The 18,498-nt window shown below is 46.0% G+C and carries 18 protein-coding genes; 7 read left to right on the top strand and 11 right to left on the bottom strand.

Translation table 11 applies throughout. The features are described 5' to 3' along the window. Positions 1-6 precede the first annotated feature (6 nt). The 3 genes from EHO60_RS05295 to EHO60_RS05285 are packed head-to-tail and all read right to left on the bottom strand — an operon-like array spanning position 7 to position 1,958. Entirely contained in the window at positions 7-972 is a 966-nt protein-coding gene (locus tag EHO60_RS05295; protein ID WP_135767116.1) for a KpsF/GutQ family sugar-phosphate isomerase, read from the bottom strand. Continuing rightward, positions 953-1,495 (bottom strand): UpxY family transcription antiterminator, encoded by a 543-nt coding sequence (locus EHO60_RS05290; protein ID WP_135767115.1) that lies wholly within the window; start codon positions 1,493-1,495, stop codon positions 953-955. The genes EHO60_RS05295 and EHO60_RS05290 overlap by 20 nt, the downstream gene beginning before the upstream one ends. Then, positions 1,488-1,958: an LIC_10042 family TonB-like protein gene (locus EHO60_RS05285; RefSeq protein WP_135767114.1), complete on the bottom strand. Its 471-nt coding sequence runs from the start codon at positions 1,956-1,958 to the stop codon at positions 1,488-1,490. The genes EHO60_RS05290 and EHO60_RS05285 overlap by 8 nt, the downstream gene beginning before the upstream one ends. Positions 1,959-2,085: 127 nt before the next feature. Between EHO60_RS05285 and EHO60_RS05280 the strand changes: the two genes are divergently transcribed. From EHO60_RS05280 to EHO60_RS05260, 5 genes are all read left to right on the top strand, one after another. Continuing rightward, the gene (locus tag EHO60_RS05280; protein WP_135767113.1) at positions 2,086-3,312 is read left to right on the top strand and encodes a DUF445 domain-containing protein; all 1,227 of its coding nucleotides are present in this window, start codon (positions 2,086-2,088) and stop codon (positions 3,310-3,312) included. Positions 3,313-3,429: 117 nt separating this feature from the next. Next, positions 3,430-5,121 carry a methyl-accepting chemotaxis protein gene (locus tag EHO60_RS05275; protein WP_135767112.1) on the top strand — a complete coding sequence of 564 codons (1,692 nt, stop codon included), beginning with the start codon at positions 3,430-3,432 and terminating at the stop codon, positions 5,119-5,121. 88 nt (positions 5,122-5,209) lie between these two features. Then, on the top strand, positions 5,210-6,073 hold the full coding sequence (locus EHO60_RS05270) for a M50 family metallopeptidase (RefSeq protein ID WP_135767111.1): 864 nt from the start codon (positions 5,210-5,212) through the stop codon (positions 6,071-6,073). Between the two features lie 10 nt (positions 6,074-6,083). Next, on the top strand, positions 6,084-7,019 hold the full coding sequence (locus EHO60_RS05265) for a UDP-glucuronic acid decarboxylase family protein (RefSeq protein WP_135767110.1): 936 nt from the start codon (positions 6,084-6,086) through the stop codon (positions 7,017-7,019). An 81-nt stretch (positions 7,020-7,100) separates the two neighbouring features. Beyond that, a complete protein-coding gene (locus EHO60_RS05260; RefSeq protein WP_135767109.1) occupies positions 7,101-8,294 on the top strand; it encodes a Re/Si-specific NAD(P)(+) transhydrogenase subunit alpha in 1,194 nt (397 codons plus the stop codon). Here EHO60_RS05260 and EHO60_RS05255 read toward each other — a convergent pair. Genes EHO60_RS05255 through EHO60_RS05240 form a run of 4 tightly spaced genes read right to left on the bottom strand, consistent with a single transcriptional unit; the run spans position 8,217 to position 13,361 of the window. Next, positions 8,217-8,768 carry a phosphatase PAP2 family protein gene (locus EHO60_RS05255; RefSeq protein ID WP_167880190.1) on the bottom strand — a complete coding sequence of 184 codons (552 nt, stop codon included), beginning with the start codon at positions 8,766-8,768 and terminating at the stop codon, positions 8,217-8,219. The genes EHO60_RS05260 and EHO60_RS05255 overlap by 78 nt on opposite strands. Positions 8,769-8,781: 13 nt before the next feature. After that, the gene (hisS, locus tag EHO60_RS05250; RefSeq protein WP_135767107.1) at positions 8,782-10,101 is read right to left on the bottom strand and encodes a histidine--tRNA ligase; all 1,320 of its coding nucleotides are present in this window, start codon (positions 10,099-10,101) and stop codon (positions 8,782-8,784) included. Positions 10,102-10,106: 5 nt separating this feature from the next. Then, positions 10,107-11,261, bottom strand: coding sequence for a DUF1577 domain-containing protein (locus EHO60_RS05245; protein ID WP_135767106.1), 1,155 nt, complete (start codon positions 11,259-11,261; stop codon positions 10,107-10,109). A 12-nt stretch (positions 11,262-11,273) separates the two neighbouring features. Further along, complete coding sequence (locus EHO60_RS05240; RefSeq protein WP_135767105.1) at positions 11,274-13,361, bottom strand: OmpA family protein; 2,088 nt, start codon at positions 13,359-13,361, stop codon at positions 11,274-11,276. A gap of 98 nt (positions 13,362-13,459) precedes the next feature. Between EHO60_RS05240 and folP the strand changes: the two genes are divergently transcribed. Then, positions 13,460-14,308: a dihydropteroate synthase gene (folP, locus tag EHO60_RS05235; RefSeq protein ID WP_246028146.1), complete on the top strand. Its 849-nt coding sequence runs from the start codon at positions 13,460-13,462 to the stop codon at positions 14,306-14,308. On the opposite strand, the gene EHO60_RS05230 is transcribed toward folP, so the two are convergent. After that, positions 14,309-15,271 (bottom strand): tetratricopeptide repeat protein, encoded by a 963-nt coding sequence (locus EHO60_RS05230; RefSeq protein ID WP_246028145.1) that lies wholly within the window; start codon positions 15,269-15,271, stop codon positions 14,309-14,311. It lies immediately after the preceding gene. Between the two features lie 16 nt (positions 15,272-15,287). Beyond that, a complete protein-coding gene (locus EHO60_RS05225; RefSeq protein ID WP_135767102.1) occupies positions 15,288-16,196 on the bottom strand; it encodes a tetratricopeptide repeat protein in 909 nt (302 codons plus the stop codon). Between the two features lie 108 nt (positions 16,197-16,304). Here EHO60_RS05225 and mpl36 point away from each other — a divergent pair, with 108 nt between their 5' ends. Further along, positions 16,305-17,207 (top strand): RlpA family plasminogen-binding lipoprotein MPL36, encoded by a 903-nt coding sequence (gene mpl36 / locus EHO60_RS05220; protein WP_135767101.1) that lies wholly within the window; start codon positions 16,305-16,307, stop codon positions 17,205-17,207. 93 nt (positions 17,208-17,300) lie between these two features. On the opposite strand, the gene EHO60_RS05215 is transcribed toward mpl36, so the two are convergent. After that, complete coding sequence (locus EHO60_RS05215; RefSeq protein WP_246028144.1) at positions 17,301-17,564, bottom strand: hypothetical protein; 264 nt, start codon at positions 17,562-17,564, stop codon at positions 17,301-17,303. A 98-nt stretch (positions 17,565-17,662) separates the two neighbouring features. Then, positions 17,663-18,376, bottom strand: a complete 714-nt coding sequence (gene cysE / locus EHO60_RS05210; protein ID WP_135767100.1) for a serine O-acetyltransferase — start codon at positions 18,374-18,376, stop codon at positions 17,663-17,665. Positions 18,377-18,498: the final 122 nt, after the last annotated feature.

Here is an 18,498-nt window from a genome sequence, read left to right as displayed (position 1 = left end):
ACGGTGCTACAAACCTTTTTGCAAAAGATCGTGAACGGAAACGAAGCCCAAAAGTTTTTCACGGTCGACGATGGGTGCGATAGAAATCGGACGTTCCCTTCTTTCCATAGATTGAAGAACATCGTAGGCCATAATCCCGGATTGGAAAACGATAGGTTTCGAATTCATCATTTCGGAGGCTTTGGTTTCTGAGTGAAATTTCCCTTCTCTAAGTAACTTTCTTACATCGTAGTCCGTGATTACTCCGAGCAATACATCATCCGGTCCTACGACTGCAGTTGCTCCGATCAATTTTGCGGTGATTTCCGAAAGCACGCTTTCCAAATTCGCTTCGGGAAGCACTTTTGGAAGTCTTTCGCCTTTTCTCATAACATCGTCGACTCGCAGAGATAGTCTTTTCCCCAATCGGCCGGCGGGATGGTAGAGTGCAAAATCCTCTTTTTGAAAATTTCTCATCTCCATCAACGCCATTGCGATCGCGTCTCCCAACATAAGTGCAATCGTGGTGCTCGAAGTAGGCGCCAATTCCAAAGGACAAGCTTCCTTTAACACGGGAGTAAGTACGACCAAATCACTATCTTGGGCCAAGCGAGAATCCGGATTGGCAGTAAGGCTGATCAATTTCGCGCCTAAATTCTTAATCGTAGGAATTAAATTCAATAACTCCTCGCTTTCCCCGCTTTTCCCAATCGCTAAAACAATATCTCCTTGAGCTACGATTCCCGCATCCCCATGTGCCGCATCCGAGGGATGTAAAAAGAACGCAGGAGTCCCGGTTGAAGAAAGAGTAGAAGCGATTTTTTTTCCCACATCTCCCGACTTACCCACGCCGGTAACGATCACCTTTCCGGAAGATGCAAAGATAAGTTCCACCGCCTTCTCCACTTTCGGATCGAGATTTTCCCTAAAATATCGGATCGCTTCGATCTCTATGTCCAAAGCCTTTTGAACTTTATCTAGAGCTTCGCCCAATGTTCTTCTCCTCTTGAGTTTCTATGGAATCCGGATCCAAATCCACCGAAATACTGGATTGGATGCCGGAGATATTCACCTTTACCGAAACCGAGCTGATCTTTCTGATCACAATGGCTCTATACCCTTTAAAGGATCCTCGAGTGATTAGGACCTTATTACCTGGTTCCATCTTCTCCTCGGATTGAACTCGTAGATGTTCCGGAAAGTCTCGTACGAATATTTTTACTAACTCTATCTCTTCCTCCGGAATCGGCAAGGGACTTCCGTCCAGTGAAAGAATATGGTGCGCCCCCGGAGTTTGCAATACCCGGATTTTCTCCGATTTCAAATCCATTTTTACGAATACGTAAGAAGAGAACACCGGTTCTAAAACGGTTTTCTTCCGATCGGACCATTGTTTTTTGAGCGGAAGTAAGGGTAAAAAATTTTCGATCCCTTTCTTATCCAACTCCTTAGCCAGTTTTTTTTCCGACCGGGAAAGGGTATAGATCGCATACCAGAATTTCATTTGATCAGTCATTCGATTCTATTCGGAAAGATACCGGCACCGTTATTCTAGTACCTTCCTTTAATTGAAATTTCCAGCGAGAAACGGACTTTCGAAAATGATTTTCGAAGACCGGGTATTTGCAAGACTTTACGGTCATTATTGTCTTGGCTTCGCCGTTCTTGCCGATTTCGATCAGCCAAGAACAATCCGATTCTAGTCTTTGCTCCAGCGCTTCGGGTGGAAAATGAATTTCGTTTTTCAGCCTCTTTATTTCGTCCGTTTCCGATCCGGCTTGGCTTTCCTTTTCCGAAGAAGTCCGTCCCTTTCCGGATTCCGGAGGAAAGGAAAAATACAGATTCGGAACCCCTCCCCGCTCAAAATGCAAATTTATCGTTTCGAGCTCTTTCTCGGTAGTCCGAAAAAAAAGGAAAAATCCGACTATCACTAAAAGATGAATCGAAGCGGATAGAAGAAGACCGAACCGAAGATCCATGGTTTCTTTCTTCCACTGAAAATCGGACCAGCGAATTTGCAACCCCTTGCGTCTTTCTCAATCCCTTTCTTTTTCCATTCGGATTTGTGGTTGAAGAGAAGGATCGAAGGACCTAGGATAATCGTTCATGTCGGAATGGAATTTTACAAACTCTCATGCGGTTCAAATCCTTTCCATTTTTGCGACATCTTCTTTTGTCGGCTGGTTTACGAACTATATCGCCGTAAAAATGATCTTCTATCCGAACGAAAGAGTCGGTTTCGGTTTTGTGGGATGGCAGGGAATCATACCTCATCATGCGATAAAAATGAGCGGTTTGATCGCTCAAATTCTGACTTCAAAACTGATTCGTCCGTACGAGCTCTACAAAAAAGTCCGTCCCGAAAAAATCGCAGATCTGATCGCGGATTTGATACGGGTACGCTCCGCAGAAATCGTCAAAGACGTTCTCGTTGCGGAAAGCCCGGTTCTTTGGACGACGCTTCCTCCCGGATCGAAGGAGATTTTGGAAAAAGAGATTCGAGAGGAGATTCCCGTCAAAATACGCGAAGTCTATCATTCTTTCGGAAAAGAATTGGATCGAGTGATGGGGATAGAGGAATTCGTCCGCGCTTCCTTGTCGGGACCGAATACGAAATATCTCGTGGAAGTTTTTCGAAAATGCGGCGGACCCGAATTCGATTTTATCGTCCGATCGGGCATCTATTTCGGGTTTCTAATAGGCTGCCTTCAGGTGTGCTTTTGGGAGATTTTCGACCGATGGTGGACGCTGCCGATCATGGGGGTTGTGGTCGGTTACGTCACAAACTGGATAGCGATTCTCATGATCTTTCATCCCTTGGAACCGAGAAACTTCATCCTCTTCAAATACCAGGGACTTTTTTTAAAAAGACAAAAGGAGGTTTCTCGGGAATTCGCTTCCGTAATTTCTTCCAGAGTTCTGACGACGGAAAATCTGATACGATTGATCTTCTTAGGAAAAGGAGGAGACTTGATTGTTCGCGAATTAGCGGAAAGAGCTAAGGAGTTGTCGGAGAGAAAATTAAAAGAGAAAATTCCGTACGCGAAATTACTGCTTGGGAAAGCGAAAGTAAAAGAGGTTCAGGAAAAAATCGCCGACAAAGTAGTGGGAATGGTACCTGAGACCGCCGAGAGGATGAAAGGATATCTCGAAGAAACTCTCGAAATCGAAAGAATCATTTCTTTAAGACTAAGTCAACTTCCGCCGACAGAATTCGAGCGCCTTCTTCATTCCGTTTTTCGGGAGGACGAATTGACTTTAATTTTGCTAGGTGCATTACTTGGGGGACTTGTCGGATGCGTTCAAACTTATATCTTGTTCTTTGCACCATAGTCCGTTTTGCTTAGTGGCATAACGTCCGGATCGCATTTTTCCGTTTGTTGACAAAGGTAATTCTCGGGAGGATTTATTTCGCTATACTCCTATGACGATACTGTAGAAAAAGAAATCATGAGGAAAAACCTCCCAGTCACGAACAGAGAGATTCGGTTTCCTGCCAATGCGGTTATTATCTCACGCACGGACCCGAAGGGAAAAATCACCTACGTATCCCGGGATTTTGCAGACGTCAGCGGATATAGCGAGAGCGAACTCTTAGGTGAAGCTCATAATATAGTCCGACATCCGGACATTCCTCCCGTCGTTTTCGAAGATCTATGGATCACGATCAAATCTGGACGCCCGTGGAACGGAATCGTTAAAAACCGCGCGAAGAACGGGGATCATTATTGGGTGGATGCGACGGTGACTCCGATTTTGGAGCAGGGAGAAATCGTCGGCTATATGTCGGTTCGCAAGCAAGCCGGCCGACAAGAGATCGAAAAGGCCGACAAGCTCTACCGAAAATTAAGTCGTGGCCTAGGACTAGGATATCGGGTTTCTTCTGTCATACATTCTATCCAAAGTACGTTGGGCAATTTCGGTCTGGCGGCGGTTCAGATGAGTCTGGTACTTTTACCGGGGTTGTATCTTAGCTTCCGGCTTTTTCCCACCGATCCGATATTATCCGCCGTGACGACGATGTCGGGAATTCTAGGTTCTTTCTTAGTCCTGGTAACGATGAAGAAGCAAGGTGCAAAGATTCTAGATGTAGTCGAAGTCGTGCGCCAAATGGTTAACGGGAACATGCTTGCGGAAATCCGGAGGCAGGAAGGCAGGGAAGACGTAGATAAGATCTATACCAACATACGCTGCCTTGCTATCAGCCTCTGGGGCTTGATCGTTCAGATGAAGGAAAACTATGATCGGAATATGAATCTGTACGAGACATTATTCGATTCTATGCAAAAATTCCGTTCCAGTACCCAAACCCAAGCTCAGTCGGTCGAGGAAACTGCCGCTGCCTCCGTGCAATTGTCCAAAACGATCGAAGAGATCGTCATTACCATAGCCGAGCAGACCAGAAGTCTTTCCAATGTAAACGCAAGTATAGGCTCTATCGATTCTTCCTTGCGGGAAACTTCCCACTCCATGGAAGAGTTGGCGTCGCAGACGGGAGAAGTTTCCGGAAAGGCATTGCAAGCCGAACAAATTTTTAACGAAGCGATCCGCTCGATGGAAGAAATCAAATCCTTCTCGGATCAAATCAATAAGATCGTCTCTATCATCACCGGTATTTCGGAAAGAACGAATTTATTGGCGTTGAACGCTTCTATCGAATCAGCCAGGGCGGGAGAAGCCGGCAAAGGCTTTTCCGTAGTTGCCGACGAGATTTCCAAGTTGGCCGAACAAACCAAACATAGCATCAAAGATATCGTTCAATTAGTTAAGAATACCTCCCTTTCCGTCGATGAGGGTGCTTTAAAAGTCAACCAATCCGTGGATGTTTTCAAGAAGCTTCAGGATTATATAGAAAAAGTCCATGCGTCCGCGTCCGACGTAAGGATACATCTTTCCGAACAATCCAATAAACTTCGGGAAATCCGAATGAGTTCGGACCAATTGCTTACGTTGGGACAGATGATGAACAATTCTTCCGAACAGCAAAAAGGAGCTTCGGAGGAAATTTCCTCCTCTATGAGCATAATCTCTAAAAATGCGGAGGACATCGCGTCGACGTCGGAAGACATAAAGCATACCGTCGAAGGCACTCTGGAACATTCAGAGAGATTGAAAAGTATTCTGGGTCATTTTAAAACCTGAATCATCGTCGATCTAGGCTGCCCTTTTCGGAGGTTGGTGTCGATTTCTTTCTATCCCGCCTTGTTCGGATGCCGATATTCATGTTAGCATGGAAAATCGTTTCCTACGCCTCGCATTGATCTTGGCCATCGTCGCCACTTTACTATCCTACTGGAATCACGGTTGGGTTTCCTATCTGAAAGATTTCGTAGTTCTGATTCATGAGGCAGGACATGCCACTGCCACTCTGTTGACTGGCGGAAGTGTCCAGACCATAGAATTGCAGGGAGACGAAGCGGGACAGACAGTAGCCTCACCTCTTGCAGGAAAAGGTCCGTTTGTCTTCGTGGTTTCAGCCGGCTATCTGGGTTGTTGTTTGGTTGGCGGTTTTTTGGTTAACAGAGGATTTAAAGGAAGACTCGTACGTCCTACTCTTTTACTCTTCGGTGGAGCGATTCTCCTCCTTACATTAAAATATACTTCGTCCGGAGGTCTCGCTCAGAAAACGGGATTGGCTTGGGGGCTATTCGTTTTGATCAGCTCTTTCTTACCTTTCGGATGGGATAGATTGGTTACAGTTTTTCTCGGAACAAGCGTTACGTTATATAGTCTTTACGACCTTCTGGATTTTACAGAAAATATCCAGAATACGGATGCAGGGATTCTCGCCGGTTGGATCACGGGAACGGATGCGAAATCCGCTGCACCTAAATCCGTTGTCTTTCTAGGATATTTGATTGCTCTCCTCTGGTCCTTTTTTAGCGTATCCATCATATTCTTTTCCCTAAGACGTGCGGTGGCTCCGAGCCAGGCTTCCGACCAAGTGGAATCTCCTTCCGATGTTTTGACGACAAACGGAGCTTCCGAAGAATCTCCTTTTCCGGGTGAAGTTACTCCCGAAGTCATGGAGTGGTTTTTAAGTCGTGGATTGGATCTGAACGGTAAACCGCTGCCGACAGAATTTAAAGATTAAGAGTGATTGGATGGGTAGCAGAGTTTTAGTGACCGGCGGAGCCGGTTTTATCGGGTCGCATCTTTGCGAACGCCTGATCGGTATGGGCCACGAGGTGATCTGCCTCGATAATTTTCACACCGGAAGAAAAGCGAACGTAGAAAGATTATTGGACCACCCCCGTTTCGAATTGATCCGGCATGATATCACGGAGCCGATCCGCTTAGAAGTGGATAAGATCTATAATTTCGCCTGTCCCGCTAGTCCGATTCACTATCAATCGAATGCGATCAAGACGATCAAAACAAACGTTTTAGGCATGCTGAATATGCTAGGCATGGCCAAGCGTGTAAAGGCGAGAATCCTTCAGGCTTCGACGAGCGAGATTTATGGGAATCCTCTCGAACATCCTCAGAAAGAATCCTATTGGGGAAACGTAAATCCGATCGGAATCCGGAGCTGCTATGATGAAGGGAAACGAGTCGCGGAAACCCTTTGCTTCGATTATCACCGGAATCATAAGGTGGACATAAGGGTCATTCGAATTTTTAATACGTACGGACCCAGAATGCTTCCGGACGACGGTCGTGTAGTCAGCAATTTCGTAGTGCAAGCCCTCGCCGGAAAAGACATCACGATTTATGGAGACGGTTTGCAAACTCGTTCTTTTTGCTACGTAGACGATCTCGTCGAGGGGATCATCCGGCTCATGGAGACCCCCGATTTTATCGGACCCGTGAACTTAGGAAACGACGGAGAATTTACGGTAAAAGAATTGGCGGAGTTGGTGATTCAGGAGACGGGTTCGCCGTCCAAGATCGTTTATCGGCCGCTGCCGCAAGATGATCCTGTGAGACGCAAACCCGATCTTACTCTTGCGAGACAAAAATTAGGTTACGAGCCTAAGGTCGCTTTAAAGGACGGAATCCGGAAAACGATCGAGTATTTCAAAAATCACTTGGATTAATCGTTCGTCGGGAAAATCTGGACGTACTTTTCCCGAATTTTCGGGGATCGAACCGAAAAACTTTATTTTCGAGCAGGCTGTATGAACATCGGAGTATTAAAAGAGGCGAAGGAAGAAACCCGGGTAGCGATCACTCCCGACGTCGTCGACGCACTCAAAAAAATCGGAGCTTCCGTACTGGTAGAAAAAAGTGCCGGAGAGTCTTCTTATTTCTCGGATGAGGATTATAAGAAAGCGGGAGCTACCATCGTCACCCGCCAAGATATCCTAAAAAAATCCGACATAGTAACTAGTATACATTTGGCGGATTCCTCTACGCTTTCCAAAATCAAGAAAGGCGGCATCTATCTCGGGATGTTTCAGCCGGCGATGAACGCTCAAACGATTAAGAAATTATCCGCTCAACAAGTGACCGTTATCAGTTTGGATGCGATCGCAAGGATCACCAGAGCTCAATCTATGGACGTTCTGTCTTCCCAAGCAACCGTGGCGGGATACAAGGCGGTCCTGCTTGCAGCGACACATCTTACCCGTTTCTTTCCGATGTTGACCACCGCAGCCGGTACGATTACTCCTGCGTCCGTATTGATTATCGGAGCTGGAGTTGCCGGCTTGCAGGCAATCGCTACTTCTCGCCGATTGGGAGCGGTCGTTGACGTTTTCGACACACGCCCGGAGGTGAAGGAGCAAGTTCAGTCTCTCGGAGCGAAATTTGTGGAAGTCGAAGGCGCTCGCCATTCCGCGGAAGCGGGAGGTTATGCCGTAGAGCAAACCGAAGAATATAAGAAGAAACAGCAGGAAGCGATTGATAAGTTTGCCGGAAAAGCGGACGCGATCGTTACTACCGCTTTGATTCCCGGAAAAAAAGCCCCGATTCTCATCACTAAAAAGATCGTGGATAAAATGAAATCCGGTTCCGTAGTGGTCGATCTTGCTTCCAGCATGGGTGGAAACTGCGAATACACCCAGCACGGAAAAACCATCCTCACTAAAAACGGAGTCTCGGTAATCGGACATTTGAATTTACCTGGATCGTTGCCAGGCGATGCGTCCAGAATGTTCGCTAAGAACGTCCTGAACTTTCTGAAACTATTGTTGAAAGAGAAGAAAATCAATCTCGATCTTTCCGACGAAATTCTGTCTTCTACCACCGTGACTCATAGCGGAGAGATCCGCCATAAGCTTACTCTAGCGGCTTTAGGCTCCACCGGTAAGGAAGAAAAGAAAACTCCTGCCAAGAAGAAGACCCAAAAGTCCGAATCCGCTTCCAATTAACCAGCCCCCTAGCACATCGCTCGGAAAGTGATGCAGGGATAGGAGACGACCTATCCCTGCCATCAGGCTGAGCACCAAGAACCACTCGGGAAAACCGAATAGAAAAACGAGAAGCAAACACGCGGTCATGGAATTCGAAGCATGGGCCGAAGGGAAAGAGTGCTTCATATCTGGATTTCCGTCCACTTTTCCCGCTACCGTGATCAAAGGCCTTTTTCTCGCGATCGCCTTTTTCAGGAATAGAACAAACCTATCGTTCGCATAAGACACGATCCCGGTATATGGCAAAACGATCCACCAAGGATAAGGAAGAATGTTTTTCCAAGCCGCGTAAGCGAGATAAGGAATTATGATGAGGATCATCATTTCCCCTCTATTGATTCTGGATAGGATCCGATTCAAACGGGGTCCGTGAATTTTTTCTCGGATGAAAAGGGCCACGGCGTAATCGGCCCTTCCTAAAAGACTTTTTATCTTCAATGCTTCTTTAACCAAGCATCGAATCCTTTAATTTGGAGGACAGATCCTTACGGGAAAACACGGATTGTGCTCCGGTCTTCAGATCCTTTAATTGTATTTCCTGCTTTGCGATTTCGGATTCCCCCAAAAAGAGAACGAACCGATAGCCTTTCTTTTCGGCAGTCTGGATCTGCTTTCCTACTTTACCGGATTCCAACATCATCTCCGCGTTAATTCCGTCGGAACGGAGTTCGTACGCCAATTTTAGGATTTCCGGAAACAAGGATTCTTCCATCACCGGGATAAATACGGTATCATTACGGTGAAGATCCGGAACCAGACCATGGCCTTCTAAAAAGCTCCGAAAAGTCACATCCCCTAAACCGAATCCGATTCCGGACAATTGGTCGTTGGAAAAAAGGCCGATCAGGTTGTCGTAACGTCCGCCGCCGTAGAGAGATCGCCGGTTTTCGGGATTCGTATCAAAAACTTCAAAAATACAACCCGTATAGTAGTCGAATCCGCGGATAATGGAAGGATCGAAGGAAATCTGTTTTTCTATTCCGAGGGATTTTAAATCTGCAGCTAAGCGTCCGATAAATTCCACCGCTTCGGAGTTGATTCCTTTAAAGCGAGACAAACTTTCCAAATCGCTTTCTAGATAAGCATAAATCAACGGGATTTGTCCGTCAGGATTCGATAGCAGAGGTCTTAATTCTTGTTCGAAAGCTTCTCTCGATATTTTCGCCTTCTTGTCCAGGAGTTTGGAAACCGCCTGACATTTCTCCGAAGGGAGAGAAAGAGAATTCGATAAAAAGGAATCTAGAATCCCTCGGTGAGAGATCTTGATTTGATAGCTCCCGTCGGGTGCTCCGAATTTCTTGAGGATGGAATCGGCAATAAGTATGATCTCTACTTCGGCGCGGTAAGAATTGACTCCGAAGAGATCCACGTTGAGCTGCCAATGCTCTCGCAACCTCCCTTTTCCCGGTTGCTCGTATCTCCAGAGATTGGGTATGGAAAACCAACGAATCGGCTTTGCGAGATTTCTGACTTCTCCTGCAACCATTCTGGCCAGAGTCGGAGTCATTTCCGGGCGGATTGCGACGTGGCGATCTCCCTTATCCGTAAAATCGTACAATTGTCTTTGTACGATTTCTTCGCCGCTCTTGGCCTTATACAGATCGAAGGATTCCAAGATCGGGCCGTCGTATTCCTGGTATCCGAAAGATTGGACGGTTTCCCGCATAACGGAAAACATCCAATTACGAAACCGCATATCGTCCGGATAAAAGTCTCTCGTGCCCTTATAAGGGGCCGTGGGTAAAAAAGATTTTTGTTTTTCCAATGCGCTTAAAGGCTCTTAACGAAGCTTAGATTCTTCTTTAATAGAGTCATATTCGCCTTAGCATCATTGGAGCCAACTATTTCTGCACCGACGAGATAAATTTCACCTAATTGAGAAATATGTCGGATTTTAAACGCGAATCTTAAAGGGGCTTGCATTTTAAACGTTAAGTCCGCCGTGAAGAAAGGTTTGTGCAAAAACGATTCGACCAGCTGAGATTCGGTGATTTCCAGTAAGATCCCGCCTTCGGAGGCGTTTACGACGTTTTGTCGAACGTCCAGATCTAGGGTATTGGAATCCTCGATTCTACCGTTGAAAACGACTTCGAGCTCTTTGTATTTCTTCAGAATTTCCGGTTCTAGAGCTCCGTCCTTGGATTCGGAATATCCCAAGGCCAAGAGTTTGGCCCCCATTGCATCCCGATAAAATAAAGGCACGATTACGAAAGATTTGATCTTGCCCATGCGGAAGAATTTTATTCGATCTTCCAAGATCATTTCCTCTTCCAACTCGGTTCTCAAATCCATCACTTCGAAATCCGTAAGCGTATTTAGGGAGGGTTGCTCCAACGTGAAAGCGTCGGATACGAAGATCGCTTTCCCGGTCCGTTTTATCAGATCCTGTTCAGGGGTTAGGTCTTTGCTATTCGGAAATATCAACCTTGAATTTTGATACTCGGACAACAAGTTTCGGTGCAAGTCGGTAAGAAGAATTTGTCCTGAAGTTCCTAGTATTTTGGTCGAATCCTGCTCTTTTTTTTGGATATGAAATCTGTGAGCGACGACTTTTCCCGCCAATCCTTCGATTCGAGTCGTGATTCTTCCCTCTTTCGCGATTTTGACGTATTCCGGGATGCAGATTGCGATTCCGTTTTCGTCATCGACGCGTTCCACACGGAAGCCGATTTCCATATGCTTGCTTAAGGTTTTATAGACGGTGATTTCGTTTTCCTTGTTTACTTGGTTTGGATCTATACGTATGTGTATCTTCCCGTCTTCGGAATTTTTCAGGATCTGTAATTCCTGTTTTAAAGGATTTTCCTTAAGGAAAATTCCGTTGTTATGGACGTATTCCTTTAATATGTATCCCACTTTCGTAGGGTCAGTGATTTTATCCCAAACGCGTGGGGATTGAAGGAAGGATCGATATTCGACTTCCATCTGCGCCGCTCCTTAGAGTTTGCGAAAATCTACTCTCCTGTTTTTGGCTCTACCTTGTTCGGTAGAGTTGTTTTCTTCGGGTCTGGAATACCAGTAAGCTCTTGTTTTTAGTTGAACTCCCGGGGTTCCTTTACTTCGGATGTAATCGTAGACGTTTCGCGCTCTTTTTGCACTCAATCGAGTGTTGTATTCTTTGGAGGCGATATTGTCGGTATGGCCTCCGATCTCTATCTTATCCGACGGATTCTTCTTCAGGTAATCGACAATGGTGTCTAACTGCCTTTTGTGTTCCTCGGTCAGATTCGTTTTATTAAATTCGAAATAGAGTTTCAGTCCTAGAACAACAGGTATGTCCGCTTCTTTTTTCAGCGTGATAGAAATTATTGACCCGTCTTTCGCGTCCTTCTTGAGAACATTAACGCTTTCTGAAATATATTTCTCAGCTTTTGCAAATATTTCGAAATCTGTGTCAGGAATATTTTGTATTTGGAAATATTTTTCTTCGGAATCGCGTTTTAGGGTCTCCCCTTGCCGATTTTTAGGCGTAAATAATGTAGCGCTTGCTCCAGGGATAGGCTCTTTCGTAACCGCGTCTACGACGGACACTTTCATTCCACGGAATTTTTTGCCCTCTTCTACGGAAGTTTGCTCCGGTTTCGCTTTGTCCTCTTCCCGGATAGGGAGAAGAATATACGTTTTATAGATTTTCTTCCCTCTTTCGATATTCCCTCTCAGATCCAAACGGTCTTCCGTCGGATAAAAACCGGGAGAAGAAATTTCGACTTTGTAGACGCGGCCTGTTTTTAGAACGGTTTTGAAGTTAGAAGGATTTCCTTTGGATAAATCTCCCCCTATGCGCTTGGATGTGATCGTCCTACCCGGGCCTACGGAATCGAAGATCTTTATGGTCGAATCCAGGCCGATCATAGTTTGTTCGGAACCGTCCAAGACCAATCCGGAAAAGGAAACATCATAGGAATTCCTTAAGGATTCGGGCACTTGGAAGCGATAGATATCGTACTGCCCCTGTCCTCCGTTTCGATTCGAGGAAATGTACGCCCAGATTCCTTCTCTATCGAATGAAATTCCTTCCGAATCGATTCCTTCTGCCGGATCCAGATTGAAAGGATGAGGAAGTTTTTCCAGAGTCTTGGAATCCGGAGTCGGAAAAGGTAGACTGGTTTTGGAAATAGCGGTTTTATCTTCCTCGTCTTCCGTATCCGAGTTCTCGGGAAGATTCAAAAAGACCCGAAACAACGAAAACTTCTTTCGCTCATTTTCTCGATTCGTGGAAAAGTAGAGCTGCTCTCCGTCCGGATGAATATAGGGAAGTATTTCTCCCGATTTTGAATTTACGGAATCTCCCATATTTATGGGAGAAGACCAGGAGCCGTCGGAAAGGTTTCGGTAGGAAATCCAAAGATCGTAATCCCCGAATCCTCCGGGTCTGTCCGAGGAAAAAACAAGAAATCTTCCGTCGGGAGAGATTGCGGGCATCTTATCATTGAAGTTCGAATTGATTTCGGGAACGGGGACCGGATCGGTCCAGAGTTTCGTTTTATCGTCCTTTTTTGTATAATAAATATTTAATGCATCAAAACCGGATCGATCCGCTTTTTCGTTTCTTATCGAAGTGAAGAAAATTTCTGCCGGATTCCCGAGATCGTCGAAACGGATGGATATTCCTCCTTCGAATCGGTCCGTATTCAGAAGTTTGGCCGGTCGCTCTCCTGCGGGGAGTTCCTTTTTGTTTTTTTCCCAGATGTCCTGGTTCAAATTCACCGGTTTTCGCCAATCGGTTTCTCCGTCGCGACTTTTGTAATTCGCGTTTTCGGAAAGCCATAAATCCATTTCTCCCTCTCCGCCCGGTCGATTCGATTGGAAGATCAGGTAACGACCATCGGGACTGATCACCGGATTGTATTCGTCGTTCTGGGTATTTAAAGGAGGTCCGAAAAAACGTTCCGCCAAGGAAGGCAGAGGCTGAGCCGATCGATCTCCGTAAAAAGGGAGGCCGGATCCGATTAGAATACAAGTGGAAAGAAGGAAGGCCTTTAGCGAGCGGAGATTCGGGAAGCTGTTTCGATTGTAAAATGACATACTGTTTATTCTCGCTAATCGGAAAATCCCTGGATTTTCCCCCTGATTCCTCTAGTATCGGAAGGAAACCGCAAAGGATCAATATGGAAACTGACGCGATGAACCCGAGAATCGGGATGCGATTTCCCCCTAAGCCCCAGATTTTCGGGGTTTTGAATATCACTTCCGATTCTTTCTCCGACGGAGGAAGGTATCTTGATCCTGACCTTGCCTTTCAAAAAGCTCTGTCCTTGGTACAAGAAGGGGCGGACGTCGTCGATATCGGAGCTCAATCCTCGAATGTGGAAGCAGGTTGGGTGGAACCGGAAACGGAATGGGAGAGGATGAAGGAGATCATCCTGGAACTTAAAAATCGGAAGATAACCGTCTCCGTCGATACATTCAAGCCTTACGTGATCGAAAAAGCTCTGCAAGCGGGAGTCGATTTTATAAATAATATTCGGGCCTTTACGGACGCGGAGAGCGGAGAGATTCTCAGGAAATTTCCTTCTTCCCGAACGAAATACGTCGTTATGTATTCGCATAATCATGGAGACAAAGCGAAGCAGGATTCTCCTTTGAGTCGGGACACGGTACTGCGGGAGATCGTCTCTTTTTTCCGGGAGAGGAAGAAGACTTTGGAGGGATGGGATGTTGCTCCGGAACGGATCGTGTACGATCCCGGAATGGGGTTTTTTTTAAGTCCGGATCCGATGGTCAGTTTTTCGGTGCTTTCTTCCGTAACGGAACTTTTGAGCGAATTTCCCGGTTTAATGGTATCCGTGACTCGAAAGTCATTTCTCGGTAACGCTTTAGGTGGGATTCCGGTCGAAGAGCGGGATATTCCCACGGCGATCTGCGAACTTTCCTTATGGTTACGGAACGTTCCTATGATCCGGACGCATTCGCCCTCTAAACTTTTGCAAGCGATTCGAACGTGGAAACTTTCAAACGGAGAGGATTCCTGATTAACGACCGAGTATATTTCTTTCGGCGGCTTCTCTTCCTTCCGGTACGGTCGTAGGTAGAAAATCCTCTTCCGAGATTTCCAAACCTTGGGCTTTCAATCTTCTGAAATAAGGTACCAAGGGAGTAAGGTCCGCTCGGGGATTCCTGGAAAGAAGGCAAGTTCTCCAGAGATTCAAGAAACGTAGATTGCCGCGATCGGACTCGGGAACTTTCCGGATCCATTCCAAGGCCTCGTCGTATCTTTTTTTTTCCGAGTACGCGTGAGCCAAATAATATTCTAGATCGGGCACACGCTCCGCTGTCCCTATCAAACTCTGACCGAACACGATTGCCTCGTCCCATTTTTCCAACGTATCCGCCATCTTCAGCATGAGTCCTCTGGCGTTTTTATGATACGGACTGACGACTAAAATCTTCTCTAGATAAAAATAGCTCTTTGACCAATCCTGTTTTCTGTAAAAATAATCGGCTAGACCGTTCCAGGAATGAACTTCCTGTCCCGGGATGGAAGACAACGAGTCCCAGAAAATGACCAGTTCTTCCTCTCGCAGATTGTCTAGCAGGATCTTTTCGATCTTATTCCTTTCCGCCGGACTTGCCTGCTTTAGATAATTCGAAAGCAGGGCTCTGGACTCGGAAATCGCATCGACTAAAAAATACAGTCTAAGTAGATTCAAAATAGGAATCGGATCGGATGCCGAAGACTTATGGGCCTCTAAGAATTCCTGCTCGGCCTCATCCAAAAGAGATCTTTTTGCTAAAAGGATCCCTAGGTTGTTGTGGTCCTCCGTGCTGATCGCTTTTCCTCGGAGGGACTTGGCTTCCCAAGGACTTTCGATAGACTCGATCTTCTCTTTCGTAAATCTCTGGGAAGGAAGATACAGAAACCCGCGATCCGATTCCAAGGTTTCCGCATAGCGTATAGGATAAACACAACCACTCAAAAAGAGTTGGGCGATCAAAATCCGGAGAAGCGGATTAAGGAACCTCTTTAGCGGGATTCTCTTCCAAATTTTTTTGTGCATACAACAGATATTTTAAGGCGCGCTCGGTATCTCCATGAAATAGATACATAAGGGAAAGATCAAGCGCGTCCTGAGCTTCCGGAGCCTCGAAATCTTCGGGACTTTCTTTGGAAAGAACCAACTTATTTTTAAAATCGTTTAGCTTCTTTTTGGTTAGAGTTTCCAGGTTTTCGAAGAATATTTTCTCTTCCGGTTTGGGATTCCTTTTAGAACTTCGAACCGAATCCGAAAAATTAGAAAAACCCTGCGCCGTTGCGGTGACTTTTTTTAACGTCTCGAAAGATTGTTTGTAGTTCCCCAATTTTACATGGATTTCCGTTAACAGGATTTCCATTCGAGGGTCGTTCGGATTCACGGCGAGCGCCTTTTCGGTAGCGTCCAAAGCCTCGTCCCATTTTTCCGTATCGAAATAAATCGTAGCTAAGGCCGAGAGCGCGGTCCTATTTTTGGGCTCGATTTTCAGAACGTTCTTTAGATAGAGCTCCGATTTTTCGGGCTTCTCCAACTGCTTATAGCAATACGCGAGTAAAAGATGGGAATTTAAATATCTCTTGTTCAGTTCCAAGGAATTTTTCAATGCCCGAATGGCGGCTTCCGGACTGTTCAACCGATAGAGTTCGACTCCCATGTTGTAGTAAAGCTCCGGAGTCTTGCCGATTTCCAGAGCTCTTCGATATGTCCGGATCGCGTTTTCGGAATCTCCGGACTTGGAATACAGGGCTCCAAGATTCAGATAAGCCTTTTGGAAACCCGGTTCTGACTGGACGATTTCCCCATATAATTTCGCGGCTTGGGAGATTTTGCCCTGTTTTTCTAGTCTAAGAGCCTCGTTGAATTTTTTACGAGAATCTGATTCGGCCATACCAGGAGTATCGACGTCGGAAAGGAATTACGCAATCGGAAAAAGTCTTTAGGTGATTTCCGGATTCTTCCGATGAATAAAAGGAGAGAATCTCGACTGAGGACAAAAATGAAACGGTTTTCCGCGATCGTAATTTTAACCACCATAACGGCTTGTGCTTCCGTAGAACCTAGACGGAGCATCAGCGCTTCCGGCGACCCGTCGGAAATCTTCTTTGAAAAAGAAATCTCGCCTATGGACCAAGAATCCAAAAAGGATATGGCATTGGCGCAAAATTCGGCCAGTCGGCAAAGAGGTTTAGACGACCTACTTTCGGATAACAAACCTGTAAAAGCTACTCTGCCAGCCGCGAAAAAACCGACCGAGGGAGATTTTGACGAAATCGGATATTCATCCTGGTACGGACCTAAATTTCACGGAAAGCCCACCGCGAGCGGAGAATTATTCGATAAAACCAAATTGACCGCTGCTCACCCGAGCCTTCCGCTCGGATCCGTCATTAAAGTAAAGAACCTGGAAAACGATAAGGAAGTAACCGTTCGAGTGAATGACCGTGGGCCTTTCGCGAAAGATCGGATCCTGGATCTTTCGGAAAAGGCCGCAGAAAACTTGGACTTTAAGGACGTAGGAATCGCAAAGGTCGGACTTAAAGTAATCAGCAAAGGTGGCAAAGACGAAGCGGAAGATTTGGAGAACGTGGAAGACGAAGAAGCTCTATTAAACGAAACCAAATCCGAAAAATTGACCCCGAAAAAGGCGATTACGCCCGCAACTTTGGTAAAAGGCGCTCCCAAAGGTCAGACCGTCCAAGTCGGAGTTTTTAGAAATAGTCAGCTTGCGGAAAACTACCGAAAAAATCTTTCGGCGGAATACGGCGAAAAAGTTTATTTGTTCGAGCGAGAAGGGATGTTCGTTCTTCAGATGGGAGATTTTTCGGACCGGGGAAAAGCCCTTCAACTGAAAACCAAGCTGAAAGAAGACGGAGTGGATTGTTTCATTCCCCTAAGATAAATCTTTTTAGACAAACGCGGAGCCGGAATCAAGCGATCTCGAAGAGAGGTCGCTTTTCTTTTTTGGTATCGTTGATCCGTTTCCGAAAAGTTTTTAATCTCTGTGGGCCCTGCAGCCCTGGAGTTTCATGCGATCTCCGCAGATACTTTTAGCGAGCTCTACATGGCCGATCGTGCAAGTGCCGATTCCTTGTCCGCAAGCCGGATCCGTAAGCAGCAAGATGGAAAGGCAATGATCATAATTCTTTAAATCTTTGCCGCAAAGTTGTTCATTACTGACTAACGCGTTGCAATCGGTAAGAAGAATCGAACCGAACAAAAAAGAAAAAGCGATCATTCGTTTTAAGTTACGCATCATTTATCTCTTAGTCGGAGGTTTCCGAATGAATTTGCAGGAACTTAGGCTGGCTCTTTTTCGGGTTTTGTCAAATGATTTACGATTTTAAAACCCGGATTTTAAATTCCGTCGCCGTAGATGTATTCCTGAAGTTCCTGATCCCCTTTTACCGGAGTGTGCTTCGGTGCAGTCGCATTCACTTTTGCATATAGATCGTTTACTTCCTGCTGCAGGGTATCGATCTTTTCCGCTAGGATCGAAAAGATCCGGGCGATCGGGTCGGGAAGTTCGTTGTGATCGAGCATCCTTTCTCCCGCTTCCCCGAAGTCCACTTTGGAACGCACTACTTTTCCCGGAATTCCCACTACGGTGCAATCGGGAGGTACGTCTCGAAGTACTACAGAACCGGCTCCGATCCGTACGTTATGTTCTATAACGATATTTCCTAAAATTTTTGCTCCAGCTCCAACCACTACGTTTTCCTTTAAGGTTGGGTGCCTTTTTCCGGTTTCCTTTCCTGTTCCTCCTAAGGTGACTCCCTGTAAAATAAGGCATCCCCTGCCGATTTCAGCGGTTTCTCCGATTACGACTCCCAGGCCATGGTCTATGAAAATACCCGGAGAAATTTTCGCACCCGGGTGGATGTCCACTCCCGTCAAAAATCGAGCGAACGTATTGATTATCCTCGGAATTAAGGGCAGACCGAGGTTGTACAAAGAGTGCGCGACGGAATGAAACCAAAGCGCATGTAATCCGGGATAGCAAAGTACGATTTCGATGTATGACTTTGCCGCCGGGTCGTTTCTTCGGATCGCTTTAATATTATCGAACAATCTTGATTCCTGTTCCTTTCGCGCTTGCCTAGAAGGCTCCTATCGGAAACCCTATGTAGGGTTCCTTTATATGTAAACAAGGAATCCGTCGCAACCACCCGATCGTCTTTCGGGCAGGGACA

The sequence above is a fragment of the Leptospira fletcheri genome (genome assembly GCF_004769195.1).
Taxonomy (GTDB): domain Bacteria; phylum Spirochaetota; class Leptospiria; order Leptospirales; family Leptospiraceae; genus Leptospira_B; species Leptospira_B fletcheri.
Note: the sequence above shows the minus strand (reverse complement) of the source record. Positions and strands in the feature narration are given on the sequence as shown.